Source organism: Streptomyces sp. RLB3-17, from assembly GCF_007113425.2.
In the GTDB taxonomy this organism is placed as follows: domain Bacteria; phylum Actinomycetota; class Actinomycetes; order Streptomycetales; family Streptomycetaceae; genus Streptomyces; species Streptomyces mirabilis_D.
Window position 1 is genome coordinate 2,984,438 of record NZ_CP041610.2, and the last position, 18,659, is coordinate 3,003,096.

At 71.1% G+C, this 18,659-nt stretch carries 17 protein-coding genes; 10 read left to right on the forward strand and 7 right to left on the reverse strand.

The genetic code is table 11. From position 1 onward, the window contains the following. Window positions 1–107: 107 nt before the first annotated feature. Together FNV62_RS13945 and FNV62_RS13950 are read right to left on the reverse strand one after the other, a co-directional pair. Window positions 108–725 (reverse strand): TetR/AcrR family transcriptional regulator, encoded by a 618-nt coding sequence (locus FNV62_RS13945; protein WP_144315248.1) that lies wholly within the window; start codon window positions 723–725, stop codon window positions 108–110. Then, the gene (locus tag FNV62_RS13950; RefSeq protein ID WP_144315249.1) at window positions 722–1,360 is read right to left on the reverse strand and encodes a nuclear transport factor 2 family protein; all 639 of its coding nucleotides are present in this window, start codon (window positions 1,358–1,360) and stop codon (window positions 722–724) included. The genes FNV62_RS13945 and FNV62_RS13950 overlap by 4 nt, the downstream gene beginning before the upstream one ends. 201 nt (window positions 1,361–1,561) lie before the next feature. Here FNV62_RS13950 and hmgA point away from each other — a divergent pair, with 201 nt between their 5' ends. Genes hmgA through FNV62_RS13965 form a run of 3 tightly spaced genes read left to right on the forward strand, consistent with a single transcriptional unit; the run spans window position 1,562 to window position 4,912 of the window. After that, window positions 1,562–2,902 carry a homogentisate 1,2-dioxygenase gene (gene hmgA / locus FNV62_RS13955; protein ID WP_143607670.1) on the forward strand — a complete coding sequence of 447 codons (1,341 nt, stop codon included), beginning with the start codon at window positions 1,562–1,564 and terminating at the stop codon, window positions 2,900–2,902. Window positions 2,903–2,930: 28 nt separating this feature from the next. Next, window positions 2,931–3,680 (forward strand): GntR family transcriptional regulator, encoded by a 750-nt coding sequence (locus tag FNV62_RS13960; protein WP_054231081.1) that lies wholly within the window; start codon window positions 2,931–2,933, stop codon window positions 3,678–3,680. A 41-nt stretch (window positions 3,681–3,721) separates the two neighbouring features. Beyond that, window positions 3,722–4,912 (forward strand): type ISP restriction/modification enzyme, encoded by a 1,191-nt coding sequence (locus FNV62_RS13965; protein WP_144316465.1) that lies wholly within the window; start codon window positions 3,722–3,724, stop codon window positions 4,910–4,912. A gap of 27 nt (window positions 4,913–4,939) precedes the next feature. Here FNV62_RS13965 and FNV62_RS13970 read toward each other — a convergent pair whose 3' ends face one another. Further along, entirely contained in the window at window positions 4,940–5,653 is a 714-nt protein-coding gene (locus tag FNV62_RS13970) for a TetR/AcrR family transcriptional regulator (RefSeq protein ID WP_144315250.1), read from the reverse strand. A gap of 64 nt (window positions 5,654–5,717) precedes the next feature. Between FNV62_RS13970 and FNV62_RS13975 the strand changes: the two genes are divergently transcribed. Then, window positions 5,718–6,686, forward strand: coding sequence for an ATP-binding cassette domain-containing protein (locus tag FNV62_RS13975; RefSeq protein ID WP_144315251.1), 969 nt, complete (start codon window positions 5,718–5,720; stop codon window positions 6,684–6,686). Then, window positions 6,683–7,465, forward strand: coding sequence for an ABC transporter permease (locus FNV62_RS13980; RefSeq protein WP_143654773.1), 783 nt, complete (start codon window positions 6,683–6,685; stop codon window positions 7,463–7,465). The genes FNV62_RS13975 and FNV62_RS13980 overlap by 4 nt, the downstream gene beginning before the upstream one ends. Window positions 7,466–7,712: 247 nt before the next feature. On the opposite strand, the gene FNV62_RS13985 is transcribed toward FNV62_RS13980, so the two are convergent. From FNV62_RS13985 to FNV62_RS13995, 3 genes are all read right to left on the reverse strand, one after another. Then, entirely contained in the window at window positions 7,713–7,982 is a 270-nt protein-coding gene (locus FNV62_RS13985; RefSeq protein ID WP_054231078.1) for a hypothetical protein, read from the reverse strand. Between the two features lie 115 nt (window positions 7,983–8,097). Further along, window positions 8,098–8,922, reverse strand: coding sequence for an anti-sigma factor domain-containing protein (locus FNV62_RS13990; protein ID WP_144315252.1), 825 nt, complete (start codon window positions 8,920–8,922; stop codon window positions 8,098–8,100). A 349-nt stretch (window positions 8,923–9,271) separates the two neighbouring features. Continuing rightward, window positions 9,272–9,814 carry a sigma-70 family RNA polymerase sigma factor gene (locus tag FNV62_RS13995; protein WP_054231075.1) on the reverse strand — a complete coding sequence of 181 codons (543 nt, stop codon included), beginning with the start codon at window positions 9,812–9,814 and terminating at the stop codon, window positions 9,272–9,274. A 274-nt stretch (window positions 9,815–10,088) separates the two neighbouring features. Between FNV62_RS13995 and FNV62_RS14000 the strand changes: the two genes are divergently transcribed. The 4 genes from FNV62_RS14000 (at window position 10,089) to FNV62_RS14015 (ending at window position 16,888) form a co-directional block, all read left to right on the forward strand. Further along, entirely contained in the window at window positions 10,089–11,612 is a 1,524-nt protein-coding gene (locus FNV62_RS14000; protein ID WP_144315253.1) for a DUF4331 domain-containing protein, read from the forward strand. Between the two features lie 144 nt (window positions 11,613–11,756). Beyond that, window positions 11,757–13,340: a tetratricopeptide repeat protein gene (locus FNV62_RS14005; protein WP_143612926.1), complete on the forward strand. Its 1,584-nt coding sequence runs from the start codon at window positions 11,757–11,759 to the stop codon at window positions 13,338–13,340. Next, entirely contained in the window at window positions 13,337–15,145 is a 1,809-nt protein-coding gene (locus FNV62_RS14010; RefSeq protein WP_225900256.1) for a sulfite exporter TauE/SafE family protein, read from the forward strand. Before FNV62_RS14005 ends, FNV62_RS14010 begins: the two co-directional genes overlap by 4 nt. Window positions 15,146–15,229: 84 nt before the next feature. After that, the gene (locus FNV62_RS14015; protein WP_097288864.1) at window positions 15,230–16,888 is read left to right on the forward strand and encodes a serine/threonine-protein kinase; all 1,659 of its coding nucleotides are present in this window, start codon (window positions 15,230–15,232) and stop codon (window positions 16,886–16,888) included. Between the two features lie 7 nt (window positions 16,889–16,895). Here the strand turns inward: FNV62_RS14015 and FNV62_RS14020 are convergent, their stop codons facing one another. Continuing rightward, the gene (locus tag FNV62_RS14020; protein ID WP_143612927.1) at window positions 16,896–17,702 is read right to left on the reverse strand and encodes an SGNH/GDSL hydrolase family protein; all 807 of its coding nucleotides are present in this window, start codon (window positions 17,700–17,702) and stop codon (window positions 16,896–16,898) included. A gap of 313 nt (window positions 17,703–18,015) precedes the next feature. On the opposite strand from FNV62_RS14020, the gene FNV62_RS14025 reads away from it, so the two are divergent. Beyond that, window positions 18,016–18,531, forward strand: a complete 516-nt coding sequence (locus FNV62_RS14025) for a hypothetical protein (protein WP_413083841.1) — start codon at window positions 18,016–18,018, stop codon at window positions 18,529–18,531. Window positions 18,532–18,659 lie beyond the last annotated feature (128 nt).

An 18,659-nucleotide genomic window follows, 5' to 3' on the forward strand; every position in this document is an offset into this window, starting at 1 on the left:
GGACCGAGCATACCGACCGGTAGGGATGGAAGGGAGGGCTTTGCGGGGGTGAGGTCGGGAAATCGCGAGCCGGCCTCCCGGCCCCCGCCTTTCGGCGGCGCGGCGGTTCAGTCCAGAAGCCTGGCCAGATACGCGCGCAGCAGCTCCCGCGTCTCCCCGATGATCCGCTCGTCCCCCTCCGGGGCGATCCGGAAGGCCAGGTGGACCAGGCTGTCGGCGGTCTCCACAGCGACCAGGAAGGTGCGCCGGAGGTCTTCGTCGGGGGTGCGGTCGAGGTAGTCGGAGAGGAGGTCGGTGAGGCGGTCGGCGACGCGGGTGTTGGGCTCGGTGTCGCGGGTGCCGACGGGTATCTGGTTGCCGAAGTCGACGAGGGAGAAGCCGGGGGCGGTGCGCTTCATGGCGAGGTACTCGTCGAGTACGGCGTCCATGGCGGCCCGCCAGCCCTGTGCGCCTGTCGCCCGGAGGCGTTGGGTGACGCGTTCGGTGTAGCGCTCGAGGTTGCGCTGGGCGAGTGCGTCGGCCATGGCGCGCTTGTTGCCGAAGAAGCGGTAGACGGAGCCGATGGGGACGCCCGCGCGCTGGGCCACGGCCCGGGTGCTCAGGGCGTCGTAGCCGACCTCGTCGAGGAGGTCGGCACAGGCGTCGAGGATCCTGGTCAGTCGTTCGGCGCTGCGCCGCTGAACGGGCGCGCGGCGCAGCGAGGTCGCTTGGGGCACAGGCTTCATGATGCCTTTCCGCCGGGATCCGGTGAACCTCCCGTGTCGGTTCGGCCCGCGACGCCGTTCCCGCTCGGCGTCGACGTCGGTGTCGACGCGGGGGTCGACGGGGGCGGCGCGGTGGGTGTCGACGGCTGGGTCGACGCGGCGGCCCCGGAGGCGGTGATGTCCGCCGTGCTCTCGACGGGCTTGCCGTGGACGGCCCACGCCGTGCGGTCGTCGGCGTACAGACGCGCGGTGACGTGGTGGGTGCCGCGTGGGACCAGCTCGCCGGCGAGGTGGTACTCGGCGGTGCGCAAAGTGGCGAGGTTCCGGCCGTCCAGGGACAGCAGCGCGACGCCGCGGCCGGCCACGGGCTCCGCCTTGGCGGCGGCGGGCGAGAAGCGGAAGCGGTGGACGGTCAGGCGGACGTCCCAGCCGTCGTCGGAGGCCGGTTGGACCTCGATGGCGACCTCGGGTGCGCTCTTCTTGTCGACCTCACGGTAGTGACGTCCTTCTTTGTCCGTATCGTCCAGGACTTTGCCCACGGGTGAGGGCGACACCGCGTCCCTCCGCCCGTGTGCGGCGCCGGTGCCGCAGCCCGCCGATCCGCCGAGCAGGGCGCAGACCGCGAGCGCGGCGAGCACTCCACGCTTCCACGACATGTCGGGGACATTAGAACAACGCTCTGACAGGCGAATCCCCCTGGAGTCGGGTTCTTGGGGCGTACCGCCAACCCTGGGGTGTACTCCGCACGGAGGTTCCGGCGCCGCGCGTTCGTCGGCCACGCACCTCGGCGTACCTCTTGCGCGCGAAAAAACTGAATCCTACGGTGAAGCATAGGAATCAGGCGCGAGGGAGCGATCATGAGCGGGGACGCGAGGAAGACGGCCGAGGGGCTGACCTACCTCACCGGATTCGGCAACGAACACAGCTCGGAGGCGCTCCCCGGGGCGTTGCCGCACGGCCGCAACGCGCCCCAGCGCGCCCCTCTCGGGCTGTACGCGGAGCAGCTGAGCGGTACGGCGTTCACGGAGCCGAGGGCGCACAACCGGCGTTCGTGGCTGTACCGGATCCGCCCGTCGGCCGCGCACCCGGCGTTCACGCGCATGGACAACGGGACGCTGCGCTCGGCGCCCTTCACCGAGACCGAGCCCGACCCGAACCGGCTGCGCTGGAACCCGCTGCCGGAGCCGGCCCGGGGCACCGACTTCCTCGCGGGCCTGTGGACGCTGGGCGGCAACGGCGACGCGACCCAGCGCACCGGCATGGCCGTGCACCTGTATCACGCCGACTCCTCGATGGACCGCGTCTTCAGTGACGCCGACGGGGAGCTGCTGATCGTGCCGGAGCGGGGCGGGCTGCTGCTGCGGACGGAGTTCGGGCTGCTGCACGTGGAGCCGGGCGGAGTGGCGCTGATTCCCCGTGGGGTCCGCTTCCGGGTGGAGCTGCTGGACGCCGCGTCCGACGGCGGGCAGGGCCCGACGGCCCGCGGCTATGTGTGCGAGAACTACGGGGCGCCCTTCCAGCTGCCCGACCTCGGCCCGATCGGCGCCAACGGACTCGCCAACGCGCGGGACTTCCTCGCTCCCGTCGCCGCGTACGAGGATGTCGAGGGCCCGGTGGAGGTGGTCAACAAGTTCTGCGGCAACCTCTGGACGGCGACGTACGACCACTCGCCGCTGGATGTCGTCGCCTGGCACGGCAACCATGTGCCGTACGTCTACGACCTGCGCCGTTTCAATGTGATCGGCACGATCAGCTACGACCACCCGGATCCGTCGATCTTCACGGTGCTGACCTCGCCGAGCGACACCCCGGGCCTCGCCGGGGTCGACTTCGTGGTGTTCGCGCCGCGCTGGCTGGTGGGCGAGGACACCTTCCGGCCGCCGTACTTCCACCGGAACGTGATGAGCGAGTACATGGGGCTCATCGAGGGGGCGTACGACGCGAAGGCGGAGGGTTTTGTTCCGGGGGGCGGTTCGCTGCACAACATGATGTCGGCGCACGGGCCGGACCGGGAGACCTTCGACCGGGCCAGCGCCGCCGAGCTGCGGCCGCAGAAGATCGACGACGGGCTGGCGTTCATGTTCGAGACCCGGTGGCCGGTGACCGCCACCGCGCAGGCGGCGCACGCGGAGCATCTGCAGCGCGGGTACGACGACGTGTGGCAGGGCCTCCAGCGGCACTTCGGCCCGTTGCACTGAGCGTCGGCGACCGGTACGGATATCCCTCGTGACCTCCTTCGCCCCGGACTCGATCGTCCTGAACCGCAAACTCCCGCTCTGGTACCAGGTGTCGCAGTCCCTGCGTGCCTCGATACTCGGGCGCTCACCCCAGGAACCGCTGCGCCTGCCGACCGAGGAGCGGTTGGCCGGCCACTACGGGGTGAGTGTGCTCACCATGCGGCAGGCGCTGAAGGAGCTGGAGGACGAGGGACTGATCACCCGCCATCGGCGGCGGGGCACGTTCATCGAGCCGAGCGCGCAACGGGGCGCTCCGGTGCGGTTGCTCGGCTCGGTGGACACGATCGTCGCGCAGCAGTCGGGCATGACGACCGAGCTGCTGGACCACGGGAGCGTGCCGGTGCCGGCCGAACTCGCCGAGTACTTCCCGGATCTGGCCGAGGTGGGGACGTACCACCGGCTGCGCGGCGACGAGAAGACCGGTGAGCCGACGAACCACGCGCGCAACTACGTCCGTCCCGAACTGGCCGCGCGGATCGACCCGCAGGACCTGGTGCGCTGGCCCATGACCAAGGTGCTGCGGGACGTGGTGGGCGTGCGCATCAGCCGGATCACCGACACGGTGGAGGCGCGGCTCGCGGATCCGGAGACGGCCCGGCTGCTCCAGGTGCCGCTGCTCAGCCCGATCCTGCACTACACGGGCATCGTGCACGGCGAGGACGGCCGTGCCCTGGACGTGGCCCGCATCCACTACCGCGGTGACCGCTTCTCCTTCACGGTCACCCTCGACGCCCACTGACGATGGCGTACGAGACCGGCGCGCCGCGCCCGCGTCGTACGATGCCGGGCGTGACGCACGACGACGCTCCGCTGCTCGCGGACCTCATGCCGTGGTCCGTCGCACCGCCGAGGCTGGGCCGGGGGTGGCCGACGGCGCCCGACGCGGCGGCCCTGAAGGCGCGCTGGGACACGCTGATGAAGGCCGAGGGGCCAGGCCGCGAGGCGTTGTTCGGCCCGACGCGCTCGCGCACCACGCGCTCGGCCGTCGGACAGCTGCCGGGGCAGTCCAGCGGGACGGCCCGGCTGGAGCGTGAGTCGGGGCCCTGTCCGGAGCCGGTCCGCGTCCTGCACGGCCCCTTCGACGAGCAGTGGCTGATCCCGGACCACCGGCTGATCGACGCGGCGCGCCCCGAGTTGTGGCGGGTGGCCGACGAGCGGCAGGTGTTCGTGATGGAGCAGACGGCGGTGCCGGACACGTCGGGTCCGGTGCTGCTGGTCGCGTCCGTGCTGCCGCTGAGCGCGGGTCGCGGCGGCCGTGTCCGCCCCCTGCACCGGCGCCCCGGGGGCCTCGAACCGAATCTGGCGCCGGGCCTGCTGGAGCACCTCGGCGCCCGCCTCGGCCACTCCCCCGACCCCGTCGACGTCCTCGCCTGGACGGTCGCGGTCGCGCGGTCGGGCCGTGACGGATGCGCCGTCCCGCTCACCGCGGACCCGCAGGTGTGGGCGCACGGCGTCGGGTTGGGGCGCCGGATGCTGTGGCTGATGCGCCGCGACGGCGAGCGCCCCAAGCTCCCCGGGGGCCGTCGCCCCTATGTCCGCGCCCCGCTCCCGTCGCGCCCCGTCGACATGCGCTACGACCGCGAGGAGGAGGCCCTCCTCCTCGACGAGGGCCGTATCTCGCCGGTGCCGCCGGAGGCCTGGGACTTCGAGGTGGGCGGAGTGCGCGTCCTGGAGCAGTGGTTCGCGGCCAGGACCGAGCCGGCGGAACCACCCGAGCCGGGCACTCTGGAGGCGATCCGGACGGTCGGCTGGCCGCAGGCCTGGACGTCCGAGCTGCTGGAACTCGTCACGGTGCTGACACTGCTCGCGGAACTCCGCCCCCAGCTGGCGGAGTTGACGATCGGTTCGCCGATCACGCGGACCGAGCTGCGCGAGGCGGGCGTGCTGCCGGTTCCGGAGGCGGCGCATCGGCCCGCGTCCGTCCTCGATCATCACGAAGAGGGCCCAGAAGGGCAGTTCGCGCTCATCTGACCCCGTAGGTCCGACAGCACCGTAGTTCTAACCCTTCGGTTCGAACGCGTCCAGCACCCGTCCCAGCGCCCGCTCGAACACCGCCTCCAGGTCGATCGGGCCCGCGTCGTGCGTGAAGGCGGCCGCCATCCGCGGATACGCGCCGGTCGCGATCCGGCTGCCGAGGTAGGCGATCCGCATCTCCTGCTCCTGCTCCGCGGACCAGGGCAGCGAGCGGGTGCGCTCGGCGGTGGCCAGTTCGTTGCCGACGTACGTCGTCACCACGCCGTTGAGCATCGCGATCAGCTCCATCTTCGTGCCGTACGACGCGTCCAGCGGGTCGAGGCAGACGAGACAGTGCTCCAGGTAGCGCAGGGCGTTGGGGCTGAAGCCGTAGACCGGGGACATCAGGCGCGGCAGCCACGGGTGGCGGTGCATGAGGGCACGCGTCTGATGGGCGACCCGGAGCATGTCGGCGCGCCAGTCGCCCGTCGGCTCCCAGGAGTCGTGCTCACCACTGATGGCGTCAACCATCAGCTCGTACAGGTCCTCCTTGCGCGGGACGTAGTTGTACAGCGACATCGTGCCGCAGCCCAGCGCGGTGGCCACATGCCGCATCGAGACCCCTTCGAGCCCGTCCGCGTCCGCGATCCGCACCGCGGCGGCCGCGATGTCCGCCCGGCTGTGGGCCGCCCGCGGACCACGGCCCGCGCGCTCGGGGCGGGCCCAGATCACTTCGGGTACGGCACTGCGCCCTGTCATGTCGTCGATCACCTCGCCACCATCCTAGTTACGTACAGCGTACGTAGTGCGCTATGGTCACCTCATGACAACTACGTACGCCGTACTTAGTGAAGGTCTGGAGAAGCGCTTCAGGACCAAGGGGGAGGTCGTCCACGCGGTGCGCGGGCTTGATCTCGCGGTGGCCGAGGGCACCGTCTGCGGGGTGCTCGGACCGAACGGCGCGGGCAAGACCACGGCGGTGCGCCTGCTCACCACGCTGCTGCGGCCCGACGCGGGGTCCGCGCGGGTCGCCGGGCACGACCTCGTACGGGAGGCGGCCGCGGTGCGCGGCGCCATCGGGGTCACCGGGCAGTACGCCTCCGTCGACGGCGACCTCACCGGCCGGGAGAACCTGCGACTGTTCGCGCGGCTGCACCGGACGCGGGACGCCGCCACACGCGCCGGTGAACTCCTCGAACGCTTCGGGCTCGCCGAGGCCGCCGACCGGCCCGCGTCCACCTACTCGGGCGGTATGCGGCGCCGCCTCGACCTCGCGGCGAGCCTGATCCGCCGCCCCGAGGTGCTCTTCCTCGACGAACCCACCACCGGGCTCGACCCGGCCAGCCGCAACCAGATCTGGGAGGCCGTGCGCGCCCTGCGGGGCGAGGGCACGACCGTGCTGCTGACCACGCAGTACCTGGAGGAGGCCGACCGGCTCGCCGACGACATCGCGCTCGTGGACCACGGCCGGGTCGCGCACACCGGATCGCCCGCCGAACTCAAGGCGCTCATCGGCTCGTACGCGGAGGTCGTCGTCGCCCACGCCGACGCGATGCCCGGCGCGGCGGCCGTCCTCGACCGGCTCACCGGCTCCGAACCGGCGTTCGCCCCGGAGCGGCACGCGGTCGGGGCGGTGACCACCGATCCGACCCTGACCCTGCCCCGGCTCGTCCGTGAACTCGACGCCGCGGGGGTGCCACTGCTCGACGCGAGCCTGCGCCCGCCGACGCTCGACGACGTCTTCCTGCGCCTCACCGGAGGCCGCACCGACCGCAAGGAGCTTGTGACATGAGCACGTTGGCGTACGACGGGACCGCGATGCTGGGGCGGCACCTGCGGCGGATCCGGCACAATCCCGGCCTGCTGATCCTCACCCAGTCGATGCCGATCACGATGCTGCTGTTCTTCGGCTACGTCTTCGGCAGTGCCCTCGCGACACCCGGACAGGAGTACCGCGCCTTCCTGCTGCCGGGACTGCTGGTGGCGACCGCCGCCAATGGGATCATGACCGGCATGTTCCAGGCCGCCCAGGACTCGCACCGGGGCGTGATGGACCGCTTCCGCACCCTGCCGATGAGCCGGGCCGCCGTGCCGCTCGGACAGGCGCTCGCGGACCTCGTGGTCACCGCCGTGGGCACGGTGCCGCTGATGCTGGTCGGGCTGGCCGTGGGCTGGCGGATCGAGGGGTCGGCGCTCCGGGCGGTGGCCGGCGTCGGACTCCTGCTGCTCTTCCGGTTCGCGACGACATGGATCGGCATCGTGCTGGGGCTCGCCTCACAGAGCGAGGAGGCGGCCGGTCAACTGGGCGGCGCGACGTTCATCCTGCCGCTGCTGTCGAACGCGTACATTCCCACCGACAACCTGCCCGGCTGGCTGCGCACGGTGGCCGAGTGGAATCCGATCAGCGCGGTGACGACGGCACTGCGGGACCTCTTCGGGAACGCACCGGTGCCGGACGAGGGGGCCTGGCCGGTGACGCATCCGGTGGCCGGGGCGCTGACCTGGTGCGCCGTCATTCTCGCGGTGTTCGTGCCGCTCGCCGTGCGCCGGTACGCGACCGGCGAGCGGTGAGACCCAACGGGGTCTCGGACACCTGCGGTTGACCACGGCCCAGGGCCGGGAGGAGGGGAGACGGAGACCGTCGCGCGCCGCCGGGTGGGAAGGAGGCGCACAAAAAGACGAACGGGGGTCCACCCGCGCTCCGGGAACACACCGGGGCGGCGCTGCGTGCCGTGGGGACGACGGGCGGCGAGAACGCAGCGCTTACGCCGGGGCGGTGTGGTCGCCCGAGCGCGGGTTCGAGTACCGCGCGACCGTACTAGTGGCCGCCGAACAGCGAACGACGCAGCCGCTTCAGAGGGGCGAAGAGCGAGACCCGCCGTACGCGCGCGCCCCTCCCACTGCTGTCGTGCGCGGTGTCACGCGCGGTGAGCTCACGCATCAGCGAGGTCGCCTCGGCCGTCTCGCGCTGCGGGACGGCAGGGCCGCCCAGCACCGCCAGATGGCGGTCGAGGCGCGAACTGGTCGCGCTGCTCCCGCAGGTGATCGCAGGGACACGTGCCCTGCTGCGCACTGTTATCTGTTCCATGTCTCTCCCCACCCGTACGAGTCCACCCGGCCCGGGCAGGCTAACCCTATCGCTCCCTCGTGGCACTCGTGTATCGCGGTGGCAGGATTCACCTTCCTCGTAAGGGTGTTGACGGTTACTCTCCGAATCCGACCGATTTCAGGGCGAGTTGCGCAACAGGCCTGGTGGTGGGCTGTATCGAGCCCCCCTGCGGCTCGACGGTGACAGCCAGTGACGTGGCGTTGGTATTCAGTCCGTCGGCAATCAAGGGCGTGTCGCCCTCGAAGAGCCCGAGGGAGCGCGGTTGCACGTTGGGGCGCATGAGCCACAACTGGTGCACGCGCCCCCCTGACGGAGTGGCAAGTCCGCTCAAGGTCACGACGGCGCGCCGCTCCGATGCGGAGGCGACCACTCCGATTCCACGGCCCTGTGCATCCCGGTCACTCGTCGCCCGGGCGTCGGGGGCCGCCAGAACGTGGGCGATCTCACGTGCCTGGGCCCGCTCCTGGTCCAGCTTGTCCTGAGTCTGTGTCGCCTGCACGGCGAAGAGGGACGCCACGACGAGCGCCGCGGCGGCGGTGGCGGTGGAGAGCGGGGCGAACAAGGACCTGAAGCGCGGGGTCCGGTCGCGCGCGGGCCCGTGCGCCGCGCGCCCACGGGGCACGCCGCTCGGCAACGCCTGCGACGGGTGGGCGGGATGCGACGGGTCCGGCGCCTCTTGAGGAATCGTCCGTACGGCGGTCAGGACCCGTTCGCGCAGGGCGGCCGGTGCGGGTGCCGCGGTGGACCAGGCGAGCCGCACCGCGTCCTCGCCCAGCTCCCGCACCTCGGCCGCGCACCGGGGGCAGCCCTGCAGATGACGCTCGAAGCGGTGGCGTTCGTCGGGTTCCAGCGCGTCGAGGGCGTAGGGGGCGGCGAGCGAGTGCAGATCGCGGCGCAGCAGACGGTCGAGGACGCTCATACGACGCCTCCCTGGGGGTGCGGGGCGCGGCTGGGCAGTTCCAGGGCGCGGATACGGGGGTGTCGGGAGCCCGGGGGAAGGCGCCGCGGGTGTGGAGCACGGCCCTGGCGGGCGAACTCGGGGTCCGGCGCGGCAGGCTGGCAGATGAACTCTTGATCGGGCACGGCGGACTGACGGGCGAACTCTTGATCGGGCGCGGCGGACTGATGGGCGAACTCTTGATCCGGCACGGCAGGTTGACGGACGAACTCTTGATCCGGCACCCCAGGTTGACGGACGAACTCTTGATCCCGCAAGGCAGGTTGACGGACCGGCACGCCGACCCCGTGGCGCGGTGTCCGACGCGCGCTCATGCCGCACCTCCCAGGCAGTGGCGCAACCGTGTCAGTCCGTCGCGCATACGTGTCTTGACCGTGCCGAGTGGCAGGGAGAGGCGTTCGGCGACTTCGCGATAGGTGTAGCCGTCGTAGTAGGCGAGGGTGACGGACTGCCGTTGCAGAGTGGTCAGCCGCTCCAGGCAGCGGCGCACCCACTCGCGTTCGAGCCCGGCCTCCACCTCCTCGGCGACCTGGTCGAAGGCGGGATGATGGGCGCGCTGCCCCTCGCGCTGCTCGCGTTCGGTGGCCGCGCGGGCGCTGCGGACCCGGTCGACGGCCCGGCGGTGCGCGAGGGTGAGGATCCAGGACAGGGCGCTGCCCCGGCCGGGGTCGAACCGCGCGGCGGAACGCCAGAGTTCGAGCAACACCTCCTGAGCCACCTCCTCCGACTGCGCCACGTCCCGCACCACACGGCGTACGAGCCCGAACACGGGCCCGGACACCTGTCCGTACAGCTCCTCGAATGCCTTCTGGTCGCCTCCGGCCACGAGCACCAGGAGTTCGTCCGCCTCCACTCGTTCCCCCCTCTCCGGCCGCGCGCGGCCTGTCCCTGCACCTACATGTTCGCAGCGCGAGCGCCTCCGGATGGGTTACGGATCACGGCGGTCAAAACGCGGGTCGGTTGCCAAAGAGTGATGAGGGGTGTCTGAGAGCGCCGTGAAAGAAACCGGCCCGTCGATGAAACGAGCCGCGAAACCCGCCGTAAGAACGTTTGGGATTCGACCAATCCACCCCGGCGACCGCTCCGAATGGCGTGCGTCAGGCAATTGGGATCTGAGGACGGACGGCATGACACCTATCTCCAGGAGTGGCTTGGGACGCAGGAGTCTCGCGACCCTCGTCTGCGGTGCGCTGGCTGCCGGGGGGCTCGTAGCCGCCGGCGTAGCCGCGCTGGACCCCGGGGCGGCCTCCGCCTCCAGTCACCGGGAGGCCCCGCTCATCTCGGGCACTCCCCAGTACGACAACACCGACCTGTACGCCTTCGTCAGCCCGGACAAGCCGGACACGACGACGGTCATCGCGAACTTCATACCCTTCGAGGAGCCGGCCGGCGGGCCGAACTTCTACACGTTCGCCGACGACGCCCAGTACGACATCCACATCGACAACAACGGTGACGCGCAGAGCGAGCTGGTGTACCGGTACACCTTCAAGACGCACCGCAAGAACGGCGACACGTTCCTCTACAACACGGGCCCGGTCAAAAGCCTCGACGACCCGAACCTGAACATCACGCAGACCTACGACATCGACCTGCTGCGGCTGCACAACCAGAAGCTGGTCTCCAAGACGAAGGTCGCGGACGACATCCCGGTCGCGCCGTCGAACGTCGGCAAGGCGTCGATGCCCGACTACACGAAGCTCCGCAACCAGGCCGTGTACAAGCTCGCGGGCGACTCGACGACCTTCGCCGGCCAGGCGGACGACCCCTTCGTCGCCGATCTGCGGGTCTTCGACCTGCTGTACGGCGGCAACCTGTCCGAGGTCGGGCGGGACACGCTCAAGGGCTACAACGTCAACACGCTGGCCCTGCAGGTGCCCAACTACATGATCCAGGAGTCGTCGAAGCAGCCGATCGTCGGCATCTGGTCCACCGTCCAGCGCAAGGACGCCCGCGGCTACTACACGCAGGTCTCGCGCCTGGGCAGCCCGCTGGTCAACGAGGTCGTCAACCCGCAGAAGGACAAGGACAAGTTCAACGCGTCCTCGCCCTGGGACGACGCGCAGTTCCTGAAGAACGTGACCAACCCGGAGCTGCCCAAGCTCATCGAGGCGATCTACAAGATCAAGGCGCCCGCCGAGCCGCGCAACGACCTGGTCGACGTGTTCCTGAAGGGCGTGAAGGGCCTCAACCAGCCGCCGAACGTGCGTCCGGCGGAGGAGCTTCGGCTCAACACCTCGATCAAGCCCAGCATGCACCCCAAGCGGCTCGGTGTGCTCGACGGCGACAACGCGGGCTTCCCGAACGGGCGTCGGCTCGCCGACGACGTGATCGATGCCTCGCTGCGGGTCGTCGAGGGTGAACTGCTCGGCCAGAAGACCGGTCTGTCGGACTCGGTCGACAAGAACGACAAGGGCTTCGAGAAGTCGTTCCCCTACGTGGCCGAGCCCACCTCGGGTTCGCGCGGACCGCTGGCGAAGGGCACCGGAAGCAACGTCAAGAACCAGCTGGGTGACGCCCTGCAGACGGGCTCCGGCAGCACGAACATCATGCTGATCGCGGGCTCCGCGGCGGCGGGCGTGGCCGGGGTCCTGCTGATCGGCGCCGGCGTCATGTGGTGGCGCCGCCGCATGTACAACCGGGCCTACTGACCGGCCCTGGCGACCCGACCGGGCCCGTTGACCGGGCCCGGTCCACCGACTGGCGCGGCCCGCACCCCACCACCCCCCACACCGCGGGCCGCGCCGCCCCACCCCCACGACGACCGTTCACCCCAAGGACTTTGAGGAGAGGGCATGTCCCCGCGTACGAACGAGAGCGCGCCGGAGGGCGAGCCCGACGAGGTGACGACGGCCGGCCCACAGCCTCCGCACGACGCTTCCGAGCCCGAGCCCGAGCCCGAAGCCGAGCTGCCGGTGGCCGAGGATCACTTGCCCGAAGCCGAACCCGAAGCCGAGCCGCTCGTGCTCGAAGACCACGTGCCCGCGGTGGGGGAACAGCCGCCCGTGGCCGACGAACGCGTCGCCGCCGTCCGGCGGGTGTCCGCCTCGACACGTCGCTGGCGGGCGGCCCAACTCGGACTCTGCGCCGCCTCGTTGGCCCTCGCGCTCACCGCCGGGGCCGTGATCGTCGGGGCCCTGCGGGACGGCTCGGGCACCGCGGTCGCCGCCACCACCGGCGCCGTGTCACCCGAGTTGCTGGCCGGCGGGGACCTCGACGCCAGCATCACCTCGCTGCAGGCCCATCTCCGCACCCAGCCCAAGGACTTCGACAGCTGGGCCACCCTCGGACTCGCGTACGTCGAACAGGCCCGCACCAAGGGCGACCCCTCCCGCTACCCCCAGGCGCAGCAGGCACTGGACCGCTCCCTGAAGCTGCGTCCCGACAACGAGTCGGCCCTCGCCGGCAGCGCCGCCCTCGCCGCGGCGCGGCACGACTTCACCGGCGCCCTGACCTACGCGGACAAGGTGCTGAAGGAGAACCCGTACAGCGAGCGCGCCCTCTCCTCCCGTATCGACGCGCTCGTCGAACTCGGCCGCTACGCCGACGCCTCGAAGGCCGCCGACCTGGCCGACTCGCGCCGACCGGGCGTCCCCGTCTTCACCCGGTACGCCTACGTCCACGAGCTGCGCGGCGATGTGAAGACCGCCCGCCGCGTCCTTCAGCAGGCGCTCGACACGGCGACGAGCCGGGGCGACGTCTCCTACGTGGCGGCGGCGCTCGGCCAACTCGCCTGGAACCAGGGCGACTACGACGCCGCGCTGAAGTACTACGCCCGAGCCCTGGCCGCCGACGACAGTTACCTCCCCGCCCTCGAGGGCCGCGCCCGCACCCAGGCCGCGAAGGGCGACCAGGCGGCGGCGATCAAGGGCATGGAACAGGTCGTGGAGCGCTATCCGCTCCCCCAACCGCTTGTCGAACTGGGTGAGTTGTACGAGGCGCGGGACCGGGCCGGCGACGCGCAGAAGGCCCGCGACCAGTACGCCCTGGTGACCGCCTGGGTCTCGCTGGCCCACTCCTACGGTGTCAACGCCGACCTGGACACCGCCCTCGCCGCCGCCGACCACGGCAACCGGGGGGACGCGCTCAAGGCGGCCCGCGCCGAGTGGGCCCGCCGCCACACCGTGCACACGGCGGACGCGCTCGCCTGGGCGCTGCACGTCAACGGCCGCGACAAGGAGGCTCTGCCGTACGCCCGCCAGGCCACGGCCACCGGCTACCGCAACGCGTCCTTCCTCTACCACCGCGGCATGATCGAGCGCGCCACCGGTCACGAGAAGGAGGCCCGCGCCTCGCTGAAGTCGGCCCTCGACCTGAACGCGGGCTTCTCACCCCTGGGTGCCCGAGCGGCTCGCAAGGCTCTGGGGGAGGGCAAGTGAGGCCCCCTCGAACGCGCGGCCTGCGGGCGAAGTCCCCGCGGGGGAGGTCGCGTCGGCTGTTCGCCTCCTGCGCGGCCGTCCTCACCGCCGCCTGCGCCCTCGTCCTCGTCCCCACCGGGGCCGCGAGTGCGCATCCGCTGGGCAACTTCACCGTCAACCGGTACGACGGACTCGTCGCCGCCCCCGGGCAGCTGCGCGTCGACCACGTCGAGGACCTCGCCGAGATCCCGGCCACCCAGGCCAAGCCCGACCTCGAGAAGCTCGGTATGACGGACTGGGCGCGGCAGCGCTGCGAGACGGCCGCGAAAGGCAGCAAGGTCACCGTCGACGGACATCCCGCCGCGCTCTCCGTCGCCACGAGCCGGGCGAAGCTGCGCCCCGGACAGGCCGGGCTCAACACCCTGCGTGTGGAGTGCCGGTTGACGGCGGCGCTGCCCAAGCAGGACACGGTCTCACTCGGCTTCCACAGCGCCGGTGCCGACCGGGGACCCGGCTGGCGCGAGATCACCGCGCGCGGCGACCGGATGACGCTCACCGCCTCGGACGTACCGACCAAGTCGGTGTCGCACGAACTGACCGGTTACCCCAAGGCACTGCTCTCCTCCCCCGCCGACACCGCGACCGCGTCCCTGCGGATTCGCCCCGGCGGCCCGGCGCTCGTCGAGGAGCGGTCGCAGGCCCCCGGCGCCTCCGTACTGCCCCGGGGCGCCGACCGCTGGACCGAGGCGCTGAACAACCTGGTGGCCCGCCATCACCTCACCGTCGGCTTCGCCGCGCTGGCCCTGCTCATCTCCGTGTTCCTGGGCGCGATGCACGCGCTCGCGCCCGGTCACGGCAAGACCCTGATGGCCGCGACGGCCGCGGCGCGCGGCGGCAAGGCGGGGCTGCGGGACGTCATGCCGCTGGCCGCCTCCGTCACGGTCACCCACACCCTGGGCGTGGTCGCCCTCGGCCTCCTGGTGACGGCCGGTTCGGCCGCGGCGCCCTCCGTGATCGCGTGGCTCGGCATCGCCAGCGGCGTCCTGGTGACCTTCGCGGGTGCCACGCTCGTACGCCGGGCCTGGCGCAACCGGCCGCGGCGACCCGGACTTGAGCACGCCCACGACCACTCCCACGGACATGCGCACGACCACGCCCATGACCACCACGCGCACGGCCACGCCGACGAGCACGAGCACGAGCGTGGCCACGAGCACGCGGAAGAGCGCGAACGCCCCCTGGTCCTCGCCCACGCCCACGCTTCCGCCGCCACGGCAGCGGCGGCAGCGGCGGACAGCAAGCCGCACGCACACGGGCACGAGCGGGGACATCCCCACGACCATGACCACCACCACGACCACGCGCACCCCCACCCCCACGACCACGCGCACCCCCACCCTCACCCCCACTCGCACGACCCCGCCGTCTCCCCCACCCTCGAACACACTCACGGCGGCTTCACCCACACCCATGAGGTGGCCCCCACCCTCCGCGGGACGATCCTGCTCGGATTCGCCGGCGGACTCGTGCCCAGCCCCTCCGCCGTGGTCGTCCTGGTGGGCGCGGCGGCGCTGGGACAGGCGTGGTTCGGCCTACTTCTCGTCCTGGCGTACGGCGTCGGTCTCGCCCTGACGCTCACGGCGGCCGGGTTCGCCGTCGTCAAGCTGGGCGACGGGATGAACCGTGCTCTGGCCAAGCGTCCCCGGTGGGCCGGTGGAGCGACCGCGGCCCTGGTCCGCAGGACCGCCCCCCTGGGCTCGGCGTTGATCGTCGTCGCTCTTGGGGCTGGATTGGTGTTCAAGGGGGCGGCATCCGCACTCGGCTGAGCTACTTTTGGGGAGAAATCGCGCGAAGAGACATCGTGAAGAGACATCACGCGGATGCACAGCGGATACGAATGGGGGACACCCGTGTCCGAAGAGCCGGGCAGTGAACGTGTGATCGCGGGCCGCTATCGTCTCCTCTCCCCCTTGGGTGAGGGCGGTATGGGGACCGTGTGGCGCGCCCGTGACGAGGTGCTGCACCGCGAGGTCGCCGTCAAGGAGGTCCGTGCGCCCGCCGGGATCCCGGCGCACGACGTGGAGCGGATGTACGCCCGGCTGGAGCGCGAGGCGTGGGCCGCGGCCCGGGTCGCGAACCGCAATGTGGTGACGGTGTACGACGTGGCGACGCAGGACGGCCGCCCCTGGATCGTCATGGAACTCGTCCGTGGCATCGCCCTGTCCGACCTGCTGGACTCCGAGGGCCCGCAGTCGCCGCAGCGCGCCGCCGACATCGGCGCCGAGGTGCTCTCCGCCCTGCGGGCCGCGCACGAGGCCGGGGTGCTGCACCGCGATGTGAAGCCGGCCAACGTGCTGCTGTCGAACGAGGGCCGGGTCGTCCTCACGGACTTCGGTATCGCCACGGTCGAGGGCAGTTCGGCGCTGACGATGACGGGCGAGGTCATCGGTTCGCCCGAGTTCCTCGCCCCCGAGCGGGCGCTCGGTCGTACGCCCGGGCCCGAGTCCGACCTGTGGTCGCTCGGCGTCCTGTTGTACGCGACGGTCGAGGGCAACTCGCCCTTCCGTCACAACACCCCGCTGAGCACTCTGCGGGCCATCGTCGACGAGCCGCTGCCCCCGCCGCGCCGCGCGGGGCCGCTCGCGCCCGTGATCGAGGGTCTGCTGAGGAAGGACCCGGCCGAGCGGCTGAGCGCCGCGCAGGCGGAGAGCGATCTGCGGCTCGTCGCCGCGGGCGGCTTCCCGGCCGCGGGACCGCCGTCGCCGACGGCCCAGTCGCCGACGATCTCCTCGTTCTCCCAGCCCGCGCAGCAGCCGCCGGGATTCGGACCTCCCACGCAGCCGTCCCGGACCTCTCCGCAGGGACCGCAGCCGGGTTACACGCCGTATCCGCCGTACACCGACACCCCCACGTCCACGGAGCCCGTACGCAACCGGCGCGCGGCCGCCGCCGTGATCGCGGGCGTGATCGTGCTCGCGCTCGCGCTGGGCGGGCTGACGTACGCCTTGATGAACCGTGACAACGGCGGCGGGAGCAGCAACGACAGCAGCAGCGGGAGCGGCACCAAGAGCGGTTCCAGCGGCGGGAGTTCGCCGTCCGCGAGCAGCAGCAGGGGCAACACGGCCGCACCGGGCGGCTCCACTGCCTCGGCCAGTCCGTCGAGCAGCGCTTCTGCGAGCTCGCCGCCGGCCCAGTCCGTGCAGGTGACGGTCGCGGGTGCGCACACGGACTATTCCGGTTCCTGCCCGCCGTCCCAGGCCCAGGCGCCGACCTTCACGGCGACCTTCACGGTGGGCCGTGTACCGGTGGACGTCCAGTACCGCTGGGTGTTGAAGACCGGCGAGGTGTCCGACCCGGGCTGGAAGACCCTGTCGTTCTCGTCGGACGGTGGCAGGACCAAACAGAAGTCGATCTTCTTGACGACGTACAACGCGAGCGGGATCTTCCAGAACGAGATCAGTGTGGAGGTGCGCAGTCCCGTCCGGACGACGTCCAACTCGGTGCCGTTCTCGGTGACGTGTGTGACGGAGACCCCGTCGGACGAGGCCTCCGCTTCCACGTCTCCGTGAGGGGCGGTCAGGCGGCCGAGGTGAAGACCGGCAGATAGCCGCCGGAGTGGCCGGCCGCGGTGGGGTGGTAGGACTCGGTGATGTTGAGCAGGTTCAGGCTGTGCAGCCAGGCGCTGCCTGAGCAGAGCTCGTGACCGGTGAAGGTGCTCCTGACGTCGCCGAAGGTGAAGCCGTGGTCGGCGGCGCGCTTGGCGATGGCGCTGTCCAGGTAGTCGGCGGCGCCGTTGATCGCGGCGCGCTTGGTGTCGGAGAGGCCGAGGCAGGTCGCGCCCAGTTTGTAGAACCTGGGGTAGCCGAGGACGACCACGTGGGCGGCGGGCGCCTTCGAGCTGATCGCGGAGTAGACGGAGTCGAGTTGGCCGGGGAGCGTGGAGTCGACGTAGGCCTTGGCGGTGGCGATGCGGGACAGGCAGCCGCTGTCGGACTGGAGCACACACGTCGTCATGACGTCCGCGAAGCCCGCGTCGTTGCCGCCGATGCTGAGGGAGACGAGGCCCGTCGAGGAGCCGAGCGGGCCCAGCTGGTTCGCCAGGACATCACCCGTACGTGCGCCCGAGCAGGCCGTGAAGTCGAACGACGAGGGTGAATGGGCGGCGGCCCAGAGGTAGGGGTACGCCTTCGTGCTGCGCAAGCAGTCGCCGCTGGAGCTGATGTAGCTTCCCGCGCCGACACCGGACGAGTAGGAGTCGCCGAGGGCCACATAGCCGGTGGCCGCGACGGTTCCGGACGCCTGCGCCGTCGCGGCCCCGGTGAGGGCGACGCCGACGGCGAGGAGGAGTGAGGTCACGTATGCCGTAATTCGGGAACGTCTCATGGAACCTCCCTTTAGCAGGATCTCTGCCACAACTGTCGTAGCAGCTACGCGTGTTGACAGGAAGTGTCCATGCCAAGACTTTTCGGACCCCGCGGCGCCTCACCGCATAGCGATGACAGACCGTCAACTCGCTTGAGCGCACGCATGGATGGCCGCTCCGCAGCCGTGCGCCGATACCGGTCGCGCCGGAGATCGCCCCGCGGCGCCTCAACTCGCCCGCCCCACACCGCGGTTCCCCGGAGGCGGCCGGCGCCTCCGGGGAACACGTGGTGAACACTCGCGCCGCATGTTTGAAGTCGCCCAAGAAGGCACCATGAGCGCCTACCGCATCTTGACGGCCCCCAGCCCGCTGCGCGACATTGAAGCCCGGCATCCGGCGCTTCAGGGGGCAAAGTCGCCCATGCAGACCATAGGCATCAAGTCACCTTCATCAGACAGCGACAAGCGGCCGGGACAGGATCCGGGGAGGGACCTGGTCCCGCTGCTCGCGGGCATGGCGGTGGCCGTCGCGGGGGTCGGCGCGGTACTCGCGCTCGCCGACGTGGACTCTTCCCTGCGCGGCCCGTTCACGCTCTTCTTCCTGCTCGCCGCACCAGGAGCCGCCATCGGGGCCGCGCTGCGCGGGCTGGATCCGTTCGCCCGCACGGTGGTGTCCGTCGCGGGAGCGATCGCCGTCGACCTCCTTGTCGCCCAGGGCATGCTGGCGGTGCACCGGTGGTCGGTCCATGGCGGGATCGTGGCCGTGACGGCGATCAGCTCTCTCGTTCTCTTCCTGGTGATGGGAAGACGACTGCGCAAGCGGATGGGGAAAATCCGTTCGAGTTGTTAGGTAACGGCCAAACCAACAAAAACGTGAGGCGTCGTTCCAGGCCTTGCCATATGGGCGCAATCGTCAATACCGTCATACATCTCACCCGCATCGGACCATCACGCACATGCGATCTAGGGGAGGGCTCA

Bases quoted from the DNA above. Each gene is read 5' to 3' on its own strand.
- FNV62_RS13970 (WP_144315250.1), bottom strand. From the start codon at position 5,653: ATGACAGGGCGCAGTGCCGTACCCGAAGTGATCTGGGCCCGCCCCGAG.
- hmgA (WP_143607670.1), top strand. From the start codon at position 1,562: ATGAGCGGGGACGCGAGGAAGACGGCCGAGGGGCTGACCTACCTCACC.
- FNV62_RS13945 (WP_144315248.1), bottom strand. From the start codon at position 725: ATGAAGCCTGTGCCCCAAGCGACCTCGCTGCGCCGCGCGCCCGTTCAG.
- FNV62_RS14000 (WP_144315253.1), top strand. From the start codon at position 10,089: ATGACACCTATCTCCAGGAGTGGCTTGGGACGCAGGAGTCTCGCGACC.
- FNV62_RS13965 (WP_144316465.1), top strand. From the start codon at position 3,722: ATGCCGGGCGTGACGCACGACGACGCTCCGCTGCTCGCGGACCTCATG.
- FNV62_RS13980 (WP_143654773.1), top strand. From the start codon at position 6,683: ATGAGCACGTTGGCGTACGACGGGACCGCGATGCTGGGGCGGCACCTG.
- FNV62_RS13950 (WP_144315249.1), bottom strand. From the start codon at position 1,360: ATGTCGTGGAAGCGTGGAGTGCTCGCCGCGCTCGCGGTCTGCGCCCTG.
- FNV62_RS14020 (WP_143612927.1), bottom strand. From the start codon at position 17,702: ATGAGACGTTCCCGAATTACGGCATACGTGACCTCACTCCTCCTCGCC.
- FNV62_RS13985 (WP_054231078.1), bottom strand. From the start codon at position 7,982: ATGGAACAGATAACAGTGCGCAGCAGGGCACGTGTCCCTGCGATCACC.
- FNV62_RS13990 (WP_144315252.1), bottom strand. From the start codon at position 8,922: ATGAGCGTCCTCGACCGTCTGCTGCGCCGCGATCTGCACTCGCTCGCC.
- FNV62_RS13975 (WP_144315251.1), top strand. From the start codon at position 5,718: ATGACAACTACGTACGCCGTACTTAGTGAAGGTCTGGAGAAGCGCTTC.
- FNV62_RS14005 (WP_143612926.1), top strand. From the start codon at position 11,757: ATGTCCCCGCGTACGAACGAGAGCGCGCCGGAGGGCGAGCCCGACGAG.
- FNV62_RS14025 (WP_413083841.1), top strand. From the start codon at position 18,016: ATGAGCGCCTACCGCATCTTGACGGCCCCCAGCCCGCTGCGCGACATT.